The organism is Dysgonomonas sp. 521 (assembly GCF_010501055.1).
GTDB lineage: Bacteria > Bacteroidota > Bacteroidia > Bacteroidales > Dysgonomonadaceae > Dysgonomonas.
In genome coordinates this window covers 24,340-34,267 of sequence record NZ_QVMO01000044.1, presented here as the reverse complement: position 1 = coordinate 34,267, position 9,928 = coordinate 24,340, and the positions used below count along the sequence as shown (strand labels likewise).

The following is a 9,928-nucleotide window of genomic DNA, read 5'->3' as shown; positions in this document are numbered from 1 at the left end:
AAAATTGAATATATTCTCGAAATTTATTCTAAAATATTGTTCACAGTACCGGGAAAAACGAGCAAGTTGCAAGAAATTTATTTTACCTTTAATGCCTAAATAAAACATTAGCAGGTGGAATATAAAATTTTTTCTTGTCTGCTTGATATTTGAAAAAATATCTGAACTTAAAGTATTAAGTATAAATGCATTAGCATTTGGATATTCGTTGGTTGTCATTACTTTATAGATTTTGGTCAATCTACTAAGATATTGATAATCAGCGAACTATCCAAGTTATTTAATGCTTATTTTGTTGAAAATCAATCAATTATATCTATTTATAACGAACTATTGTTATAATACACTCTTCCGTCATCGTAGGTATAATATGGAAGCAGCTTCTTTTGCCGATACCGGGCAATCGTTCTTTTTGTAACTCCAAGGAGTTTACACAGATCGTGATTGTCAAGCAGCGCATCACCATCAAAACACTCTTTGAGCTTGTTCATTCTATCAAGCGTTTTGTCTATCTTGTCAAAGCGTCCTAATAGGATTTGCATCCATTCCTCGAAACTTTTTTTATTATCCATAATGACCTTAGAAAAATGTTACAGTGCAAAGGTCGGCAGTAAAAAGAAACGGATTTCATAGGTTATACCTGAGTCAGGTACTATTTTTATTAAAAAAATTCTTATTTGACTGATTTACAGTGAGAAAAAATGAGAAATCAGATATAATACTCGGTAATTGTTGATAGAGAAGGGTATTTTTACTCGAAATAGGCTAAAAATGTGTTTGGATAACCATAAAACAAGAAATACCTGTGTCAGGTGCAACTCAGGTGTTTTGCAGCCACTATATAGGCGTTTTCGCAAGGTTAAACCTTAGAGGTTGTAAGGTTTAATGTTGAAACCGGCAATACTTAGTTACTTTGTATATATCGTTTGGGTAATCCCATTTTGATAGCTTACATTGTTTTTTACACGCCATTCGGATTCTTTCGGATTATCGGAGAATAAAGGCGTTCCGAAGCCAAGTATCACAGGGAAATATCTGTGGTTTGAAGACATTGGTCGCCAATAGCATATATGTTGTTAAAACCTTTTACTCTGTTATATTCATCTACTTGTATTCTTCCTCCTCTCCCTAATATTGATTTTTCAAGATTATCAATAGGAACTGCACTTACTCCACTGACCCATATAAAGGAACGTGTTGAAATTTTAGTTCCGTCTTCTAATATAACTTTACGATCCTCGTAAGCTATTACTTTTTTGTTGAGTATAATATTTACTCCCATCTTACGCAAGAATTTTTCAGAAGCGGCTGATGATTCTTTTGACATACCCGATAATACCCGATCTCCAGCCTCAATAAGATATATGTTCAACACCTTATTATCCATTTCTGGATAATCTTTAGGTATCACTAATTTCTTCATCTCGGCAATGGCACCTGCAATTTCTACCCCGGTAGCTCCCGCCCCAACAATAACAATATTGAGAAGTTCTTGTCTTTCTTCTTCTGTGGTACAAGTAATCGATCTTTCAAAATTAGAAAGCAAAGTATTTCGTAAACCCATCGCTTCCGATACGTTTTTCATCGGTATAGCCTCTGCTTCGATTGTTTTGTTACCAAAATAATTTGTTATTGTACCTGCTGCAAAAACAATATAATCATATTCTATCTTACCTATCGAAGTCAAAATCATGTTCTTTTCGGGAAAAACAGCTCTTACTTCAGCCATACGAAAATGAATATCTTTCCTTCCCTGAATTATTTTTCGGAAAGGAAAAGATATTGCTGATTGATTAATCCCAGCCGATGCAACCTGATATATAAGAGGTAAAAACTGATGGTAATTATTTTTATCTACCAAAACAATCTGGAAATATGAATTCTTTAGTTTATTGGCTAGTTTGAGTCCTCCAAAACCACCCCCTACAATAATTACTCTTTTTTTATCAGTCTTTGGTATATTGAATCCCATAGTCTATATTAAACTAAAAATTGAAAGATAATTGTATTTGTATTGCAGCCGGAAATACAATATTATTTTCCAAATGAATATGATGATGCAGATTTTCTTCAAACTCATTCAATTGGTTCAACACCAATCTGTAACTTTCGCAAGCATCGTCTGGAGCTAAATATGTATTTGTCAATCTTGATATCTCACGAAAACGGCTACCTTCGGTATCATGCTCACTCATCATTACTGCAATTGGCTGTTCTACACCTCCACAGTGGAAAAAAGGCAATGGTTTCCGTGAAGAATATGCTTCATGCATCTCGTATATATAAGGGAATAGTATTTGCTCTTCTTTATTAAGATGTTCATTAAGATCCGTCAAAGAGGCGTCGAAAAGAGCCTTCACTTCATACAGCGAATTGTATTTATTTCCGTGAACGTCACAGACCTTATTCAACAATTCTTGTATTCCTCTTCCATTCTTTCGGATATAACGATGATGGTGTTTTATAATAAAGTCAACTAAGAGGTCTATATCCCAAGTCTTAAAGTCCATTGTTTTATCTACAAAAGGTTCTGTTTCCCCTAATTTTTTTAATACATCTTTTATATCTATTCCTTGTGCATTACATGCGTTAGATAGTGAAACATCGCCTCTACAGCAGAAATCTATTCCAAAATCATTAAATACTTTAGAGTTATCAAACTTGTCGGCCACTATTTGACCGACAGTCATATCTTTATAATTCTTGTTCATTTTATACAACTTTTTTATATATTACTTTATCTCTCCTGAATTAACAATATGGAATTATAATTACCACAGAGTTATAGTTTAGATAGATTTATGCCAAGAATATCTTCATATCTTCATCTACTGTGGTAATAGTGCTAAGACCAAAGTTATCAGCCAGTACTTTTAGTATATTAGGTGAGAAGAATGCGGGTATTGTAGGTCCTGTATGAATATTCTTAACACCGAGTGAAAGGAGAGCCAATAGGACGATTACTGCTTTTTGTTCGTACCAAGCTATGTTGTAAGCTATTGGTAGTTCATTTATATCATCTAGTCCAAAGACTTCTTTTAATTTCAAGGCGATCAATACCACTGAATAACTATCATTACACTGTCCAGCATCCAATACACGAGGAATTCCACCAATATCACCCAACGGTAATTTATTGTATTTGTATTTTGCACAACCAGCTGTAAGAATAACTGTATCCTTCGGTAGTTTCTCCGCAAACTCGGTATAATAATTACGACTTTTTGCCCGTCCGTCACAACCACCCATCACAAAAAACTTACGAATAGCACCCGACTTAACTGCATCTACTACTTTATCAGCAAGTGCAAATACTTGCTCATGTGCAAATCCTCCAACAATTTCACCAGTCTCGATTTCGGTAGGAGCTTTACAGCGTTTAGCATGCTCAATTAGTATCGAAAAATCTTTCGCTTGACCATCTTTACGGTCTTCGATATGAGTAAATCCACTAAACCCTGTTGTTCCGGTTGTATAAACCCTATCGACATAAGTAGCATTTGGACGAGGCGGTACGATACAGTTTGTAGTGAAAAGGATTACACCGTTGAATGTTTCAAATTCTTCATTTTGTTTCCACCAAGCATTACCATAGTTTCCTACAAAATGACTATATTTCTTAAATACAGGATAATAGTTTGCAGGTAGCATTTCACTATGAGTATATACATCTACACCTGTACCCTCGGTCTGCTCCAACAGGTCATGCATATCTCGTAGATCATGTCCCGAAATCAAAATGGCAGGATTATTGCGTACTCCAATATTTACTTTTGTTATTTCAGGATTACCATAGGTTGATGTGTTGGCTTTATCGAGTAAAGCCATTGCTTTTACGCCGTATTCTCCACATCTTAGTACAAGTGTAGTTAATTCTTCTATAGAAAGATCTTGGTTAGTAGCTACTAATGCCTCTTGCATAAAGACATAAATATCATTGTCTTCATAGCCAAGATTAAATGCGTGCTCAGTATAAGCAGCCATACCTTTTAATCCATAGGTCAGCATTTCTCGTAACGAACGGATATCCTCATTTTTTGTACGAAGGACACCTATTGTAGCTGCTTTGGCTTCTATTTCATCTTCACTATCGCATTGCCAAGTAGCACAGTCTTTATTTAGGCAATCAACGACATCAGCTCCCAGTTGTGCAGCCAGTGAGTTTCTTAAAGTAATAGCCTCATATGTACGTTTAATGAAACGTGTTCTATCGAAGTTGGCATTAGTGATAGTCATAAACAGTGATTCTACAATAAAACGGCCGACTTCAACTGGCACTTCTATCCCAACTTTACGCATCTGGATTGCATAATACGAAATCCCTCGTAATAGAAATAGCTGCAAATCCTGAAGATTAGCTACATCCGGTGTCTTTCCACAAACACCTCTTACTGTACAGCCCTCATTACGGGCAGTTTCCTGACATTGAAAACAAAACATACTCATTATTTACTGTTTAAGTTGTTGATACTTTTTTCTTTTATTGCAAACATAAAGCCTTTGATTATTTAAATCTGTGACATTTATCACGGGTGATGAAGATATTTTATCTACTTTTGCAATAAAGATTAAGTCAATGGAAAATGTAGAGTTATTTTTTTTCTGTAATGTGTGTGAAAGGAAATCACCTGAAGAAATTTTATCAAGAGCTTGTACGATACCTCATACCGTAAAGAGCTACAAAAAAGGAGAGCATGTTGCATATCAGGGCGACAGGGTGGACTTTCTATATATGCTAGCCAAAGGTAAGGTTAAATCAGAAGTCGTTTCTGATCCGGGGATAACTTTACAGATAGATGAGATTAGTGCACCTCATCCATTAGCTGCAATTTTTTTGTTCTCAAGGAATAACCATTTCCCCGTGGATGTTATAGCCTTAGAAGATTCTGAAATAATTCTAATAACGAAAGACTCAATAGAAAAACAGATGGCTAAATGCCCTTATTTTCTTCGTGGGTTTATGGCCTTCACTTCTGACCGTGCACTATTTTTATCAGAAAGATTGAAGATTTTTTCACTGAAAGGAATAAAAACAAAAGTAGCTTTTTATCTTTTTCGACGTGCTAAAGGTGACGAATTTGAATTAGGCCAAAGCATTACCTCTCTTGCTAAATTTTTCAGAGTTGACAGGTCCTCTCTATCACGAGCTATATCAGGAATGGTACATGACGGAATTATTGAATTTAAAGAGGTAAAAGGGAAGATTATTGATCGTAATGCACTGAAAAATATGTTTTAAAAAATAATTTATATATTGTATTGGTGGAAACAAGGCCTGTTTTCCACATGTTCTTTCAATATACTATCTAAGATACTGCCATATGGATAATTCAAAGTAAAAGTGGGAATACCCTCGTCAAGGCCGAACCTTTATGTACTGCAATGTGGTCAGATATATCGCTTTTTATTTCATATTGTGGATCATCTTCCGTAGCATGATGTCTGTAACCCTTATAATCGAAAGCAGACGTGTGTATTTTTATGATTTTACCCGACACTCTGCCTGCCTCAGAATTCCAACTTACGTGATCGCCTATTTTAAATGTTTTATCCATATCTTATTTTTGTATAGAGAGTTTAAGCCAAATAATTCAATCCTCATAGGAAACACGCGATCCGACAACATTTGCCGGAGATGTGTAAGTATGTTCCTGAGCTTTATTAACGCCCATGATGTGCATTACTTTCCAACCTTTTGCTTTTAGAAAATCAGACACCATAGAACGATGACAGCGCCACCAGACTGCCTCGGCACACATATATACAGTCGGAGCTTGTAAGGCAATCTTTTCCAGTTTACCAATAGCCTCCGCAAAAGCTTCTGTTTCCATATAATCGGCATATCCACGAAATGAAATATTCTTCCATCGTATGTTTTTTGAATTAGGGCGGACTTTTCGCCGTCCGCCTAATTCTTTCATGTATATATACCTTATTCCTGTCTCCGGCAATAGAATTTCCAGATTCTCTTTATTAAATTGAGGGAACTTAGTTGAACCCGGAAGGCTCCGTACATCCACCAATTGCTTTATTCCAAATGATTGCAGCATAGCAATAAATTCATCTATACTATGGGTAGAATGACCAATTGTGTAAATAATATGTTCTCTGGATGTTCCCATAATCTCGGTACCGGAATATCTATGTGTCTTTATCCTTTAATCATCGTGAGCAACATCTTAAATTGCTGCTTGGCAAAGAGTGCGTGCGGAACATTAGCCGGCATAATAACGGTTTGGCCTGTAGTGAGTAATAAGGGTTTGCCGGCTATTGTAATTTCAGCCTCTCCGTCCAATATTTCTACTACGGCATCAAACGGAGCCGTATGTTCACTCAGTCCCTGCCCCTTATCGAATGAAAAAAGGGTTATATTTCCCACATCGTTCTTCAAGACTTGTTTGCTGATAACTCCACCTGCGGAGTATTCAACCATTTCTGCCATATTCAGAATGGCTCCTTTTTCAAATAATTCGCTCATAATTATACTTATTTATCATTAGACTTTTGTTGAACCTCCGTCAATAATCAGATTGGTGCCGGTAATAACCGGTGCATAACTGGATGCCAGAAATGATATCGCTTTTGCAATGTCCTCCGAATTAGCAATTTTCTTCAACGGAACTGCTTCTATCATTTTGTTTATCGCATCTCTATACTCTTCATTATTCAATACCATATCGGTCAATACGGCCCCGGGAGAAATAGAATTTACCCTTATTCCAAAATCGGCAAACTCTAAAGCTGCACATTCGGTAAGGGAAATTACGGCTGCTTTTGAACTGTGATAGGCAGCTCCGTCACGGCTTCCTTCCAGTCCAGCAATCGAGGCAATATTGATAATCGCGGGATTATCCCCCTTCTTTAGCAATTCCAACGTATATTTTTGCCCCAGAAAAACACTTACTTGATTGATATTAACTACCCTCATATATTCCTCTAAAGACATTTTTCCAAAAGGTTTGTACAAGGATATCCCTGCCACATTTACCAATACATCCAGCTTGCCATGTTCTTTTTCAATTCTACCTATTACATTTTTCCAATCTTCTTCACTGGCAACATCATGTTTGATAAATGTAACATTATTCCCTAAATGCTTTTCTGTTTGTTGTCCCTTTTCCGCATTTATATCCGTAAAATAGACAAAAGCATTTTCTTTCATAAACTCTTTAACCGTTGCTAACCCAATACCACCGGTTCCTCCGGTAACTAAGACTACTTTATTTTCAAAATCATTCTTTTTCATATCCGTATCTTTTTAGTTCTTTATTAGATAACACAGTCCACCAAATATTAGTTTATCTTATTGAAGAAAAACCCTCCAAAAGGAAAGACTTCAGGAGGATTCTTCAACTATAGGGTATTTAACAGATTATCCTAAAAACATCTTCATATCCTCATCCGGCGTGGTAATTCCTCCAATACCAAAATTATCGATTAGTACCTTCGCCACATTCGGTGAAAGGAATGCAGGAAGTGTAGGTCCTAAGTGGATATTTTTCACACCTAAAGAAAGCAGAGCCAGAAGAACGATAACCGCTTTCTGTTCATACCAGGCAATATTATAAGCTATCGGCAACTCATTTACATCATTCAGTTCGAACACTTCTTTCAGTTTCAAGGCGATCAGCGCAAGCGAATAACTATCATTACATTGTCCGGCATCCAGTACACGTGGGATGCCGCCTATATCACCCAATGGCAATTTGTTATAACGATATTTAGCACATCCTGCGGTAAGGATTACCGTATCTTTCGGAAGAATCTCAGCAAATTCTGTATAGTAGCTGCGGCTCTTCATACGTCCGTCGCAACCTGCCATCACGAAGAACTTACGGATAGCGCCTGATTTTACAGCATCGACTACCTTATCGGCCAGTGCGAATACCTGTTCATGGGCAAAACCTCCGATGATTTCTCCTGTCTCGATTTCAGTAGGGGCTTTGCATTGTTTAGCGTGTTCGATCAGTTTTGAAAAGTCTTTCGCTTGTCCGTTTTTGCGGTCTTCAATGTGTGTGAATCCACTGAAGCCGGAAGCTCCTGTAGTATAAACCCTGTCTGAATAAGTGGAAGTGGAACGGGGCGGAACAATACAGTTGGTTGTAAACAAGATAACACCGTTGAATAATTCGAAATCTTCATTCTGACGCCACCAGGCACTACCATAGTTACCTGCGAAGTGCTTGTATTTCTTAAATGCCGGATAGTAATGTGCCGGAAGCATTTCGCTGTGGGTATACACATCGACACCGGTACCTTCGGTCTGTTCCAACAGGTCTTGCATATCGCGCAGATCGTGTCCGGATATCAATATGGCAGGATTATTACGTACACCTATATTTACCTTTGTTATTTCCGGATTGCCATAAGTTGATGTATTTGCTTTATCGAGCAGCGCCATTGTTTTCACACCGTATTCTCCGCATTTCAAAACTAATGCTGTTAATTCATCGGCAGAAAGTTCTTGAGTGGTAGCAACCAATGCTTCTTGCATAAAGGCTTGAATTTCTTCATCATCAAAGCCCAGATTTACGGCATGTTCTGCGTATGCAGCCATCCCTTTTAATCCATATGTGAGCAATTCACGTAAAGAGCGTACATCTTCGTTTTCTGTTTTAAGTACGCCGACTGTAGCAGCTTTCGCCTCCATTTCATCCAAAGAGTTCCCTCTCCAGGTCATACAATCGCAATCGGCAGTGATATTTCCTGCCTCTGCCGCAAGCTTATCGCGTAAAGCGATAGCTTCCTGAATACGAGTTACAAAACGTTCCTTGTCGAAGTTGGCATTGGTAATCGTCATAAAGAGCGACTCCATCACAAAGTGATTGGTCTCTGCCGATACCTCAATTCCTTTCTTTCGCATTTCTACCGTATAACGGGAAATACCCTTTAACAGGAATATCAATAAATCCTGTAAGTTAGCCACATCGGAAGTCTTTCCGCATACTCCTTTCACAGTACAACCTTTGTTCTGTGCTGTTTCCTGACATTGATAGCAAAACATGTTCATCTTTCTTTGATTTTAATTGTTTATATCCAGTTATCTTCTACTATTTCTCCTTCTATACCTATAACAACCTTTTTAACAGGTACTTTGTTTGAAGCCTGTTCCAGAGCCATTTTAACTAATTGTAATAACCCACCACAGCAGGGAACTTCCATAATAACAACTGTCAGTGTATTAATCTGTGCCCCGTCTATCATATCGGCAATTTTCGATACATACACTTCTTTGTTGCTGTCAAGTTTCGGGCAGGCAATAGCCAATATGCGATTTCTTAAGAAACGGTCATGGAAGCCACCATAAGCATAAGCTGTACAGTCGGCAGCCAGCACCACATCAGCACCCCGGAAATATCCCGCCTGCGGATTCAGTAAATGAAGTTGAACCGGCCATTGACGTAACTGCGAAGGGGTGCTGCCGATTGGTACTACCGGTTTTACCGGAGCGAAAGACATCTCCCTGCTTCCTGGACAGGCCGAGAAGGCTTGCCCACAGTCTGAGTTTTGTTCATTATTATTCTCTATATCCATATCTATTTCTATGTTATGTTCTTCCAGGTAACGAAGGCCTTGAGCCAAAAGTGCTGTTTCATTATGCTCTTTCAAATGAAGCAGATGAGCCCGGATTGTTTTTTCTCCTTTGGGAACAAGCCTTTCCATAACTGCAATTTCATCGTAAGGCTCAGCTTCACGTTCTTCAAAGTCTATTGCTCCCACAGGACAGTCTCCGATACAAGCTCCCAGACCATCGCAATACAAATCGCTAATCATTCGAGCCTTACCATCAATAAGTTGTAATGCTCCTTCATGGCAACCATTGACACAAATTCCGCAGCCATTACACAATTCTTCATCTATCTTTATAACTGTTCTTTTCATTAACCTTCCTCAATTATCCTTTTGCAAACATACAGTACTGCGAAAA

10 protein-coding genes and 2 pseudogenes are annotated in these 9,928 nt (G+C 37.8%); 1 reads left to right on the top strand and 11 read right to left on the bottom strand.

The window, feature by feature from the left end; translation table 11 throughout:
* From D0T84_RS22580 to hcp (D0T84_RS13160), 5 genes and pseudogenes are all read right to left on the bottom strand, one after another.
* Positions 1 to 219 (bottom strand): annotated as a pseudogene (locus tag D0T84_RS22580) (hypothetical protein); the annotation flags it as partial.
* Between the two features lie 101 nt (positions 220 to 320).
* Positions 321 to 572, bottom strand: coding sequence for a helix-turn-helix domain-containing protein (locus D0T84_RS13175; protein WP_163308324.1), 252 nt, complete (start codon positions 570 to 572; stop codon positions 321 to 323).
* A gap of 461 nt (positions 573 to 1,033) precedes the next feature.
* Positions 1,034 to 1,972, bottom strand: a pseudogene (locus D0T84_RS13170) (NAD(P)/FAD-dependent oxidoreductase); the annotation flags it as partial.
* Between the two features lie 13 nt (positions 1,973 to 1,985).
* A complete protein-coding gene (ric, locus tag D0T84_RS13165; RefSeq protein WP_002561321.1) occupies positions 1,986 to 2,711 on the bottom strand; it encodes an iron-sulfur cluster repair di-iron protein in 726 nt (241 codons plus the stop codon).
* An 88-nt stretch (positions 2,712 to 2,799) separates the two neighbouring features.
* Positions 2,800 to 4,440, bottom strand: coding sequence for a hydroxylamine reductase (gene hcp, locus D0T84_RS13160; protein ID WP_002561320.1), 1,641 nt, complete (start codon positions 4,438 to 4,440; stop codon positions 2,800 to 2,802).
* Positions 4,441 to 4,576: 136 nt separating this feature from the next.
* On the opposite strand from hcp (D0T84_RS13160), the gene D0T84_RS13155 reads away from it, so the two are divergent.
* A complete protein-coding gene (locus D0T84_RS13155) occupies positions 4,577 to 5,239 on the top strand; it encodes a Crp/Fnr family transcriptional regulator (RefSeq protein ID WP_163308323.1) in 663 nt (220 codons plus the stop codon).
* A gap of 91 nt (positions 5,240 to 5,330) precedes the next feature.
* Here D0T84_RS13155 and D0T84_RS13150 read toward each other — a convergent pair whose 3' ends face one another.
* From D0T84_RS13150 to D0T84_RS13125, 6 genes are all read right to left on the bottom strand, one after another.
* On the bottom strand, positions 5,331 to 5,555 hold the full coding sequence (locus tag D0T84_RS13150; protein WP_002561318.1) for a DUF2945 domain-containing protein: 225 nt from the start codon (positions 5,553 to 5,555) through the stop codon (positions 5,331 to 5,333).
* A gap of 36 nt (positions 5,556 to 5,591) precedes the next feature.
* On the bottom strand, positions 5,592 to 6,122 hold the full coding sequence (locus D0T84_RS13145) for a DUF488 family protein (RefSeq protein WP_002561317.1): 531 nt from the start codon (positions 6,120 to 6,122) through the stop codon (positions 5,592 to 5,594).
* 29 nt (positions 6,123 to 6,151) lie between these two features.
* A complete protein-coding gene (locus D0T84_RS13140; protein ID WP_002561316.1) occupies positions 6,152 to 6,478 on the bottom strand; it encodes a cupin domain-containing protein in 327 nt (108 codons plus the stop codon).
* An 18-nt stretch (positions 6,479 to 6,496) separates the two neighbouring features.
* On the bottom strand, positions 6,497 to 7,246 hold the full coding sequence (locus tag D0T84_RS13135) for an SDR family NAD(P)-dependent oxidoreductase (protein ID WP_002561315.1): 750 nt from the start codon (positions 7,244 to 7,246) through the stop codon (positions 6,497 to 6,499).
* Positions 7,247 to 7,372: 126 nt separating this feature from the next.
* On the bottom strand, positions 7,373 to 9,004 hold the full coding sequence (hcp, locus tag D0T84_RS13130; protein WP_185155742.1) for a hydroxylamine reductase: 1,632 nt from the start codon (positions 9,002 to 9,004) through the stop codon (positions 7,373 to 7,375).
* A gap of 26 nt (positions 9,005 to 9,030) precedes the next feature.
* Positions 9,031 to 9,882 (bottom strand): ATP-binding protein, encoded by an 852-nt coding sequence (locus D0T84_RS13125; RefSeq protein WP_002561313.1) that lies wholly within the window; start codon positions 9,880 to 9,882, stop codon positions 9,031 to 9,033.
* Positions 9,883 to 9,928: the final 46 nt, after the last annotated feature.

Excerpts from the sequence above, each read along its gene's own strand:
- D0T84_RS13125 (WP_002561313.1), bottom strand. The coding sequence starts at position 9,882 with ATGAAAAGAACAGTTATAAAGATAGATGAAGAATTGTGTAATGGCTGC.
- D0T84_RS13175 (WP_163308324.1), bottom strand. The coding sequence starts at position 572 with ATGGATAATAAAAAAAGTTTCGAGGAATGGATGCAAATCCTATTAGGA.
- D0T84_RS13140 (WP_002561316.1), bottom strand. The coding sequence starts at position 6,478 with ATGAGCGAATTATTTGAAAAAGGAGCCATTCTGAATATGGCAGAAATG.
- D0T84_RS13145 (WP_002561317.1), bottom strand. The coding sequence starts at position 6,122 with ATGGGAACATCCAGAGAACATATTATTTACACAATTGGTCATTCTACC.
- ric (WP_002561321.1), bottom strand. The coding sequence starts at position 2,711 with ATGAACAAGAATTATAAAGATATGACTGTCGGTCAAATAGTGGCCGAC.
- D0T84_RS13155 (WP_163308323.1), top strand. The coding sequence starts at position 4,577 with ATGGAAAATGTAGAGTTATTTTTTTTCTGTAATGTGTGTGAAAGGAAA.
- D0T84_RS13135 (WP_002561315.1), bottom strand. The coding sequence starts at position 7,246 with ATGAAAAAGAATGATTTTGAAAATAAAGTAGTCTTAGTTACCGGAGGA.
- D0T84_RS13150 (WP_002561318.1), bottom strand. The coding sequence starts at position 5,555 with ATGGATAAAACATTTAAAATAGGCGATCACGTAAGTTGGAATTCTGAG.
- hcp (WP_185155742.1), bottom strand. The coding sequence starts at position 9,004 with ATGTTTTGCTATCAATGTCAGGAAACAGCACAGAACAAAGGTTGTACT.
- hcp (WP_002561320.1), bottom strand. The coding sequence starts at position 4,440 with ATGTTTTGTTTTCAATGTCAGGAAACTGCCCGTAATGAGGGCTGTACA.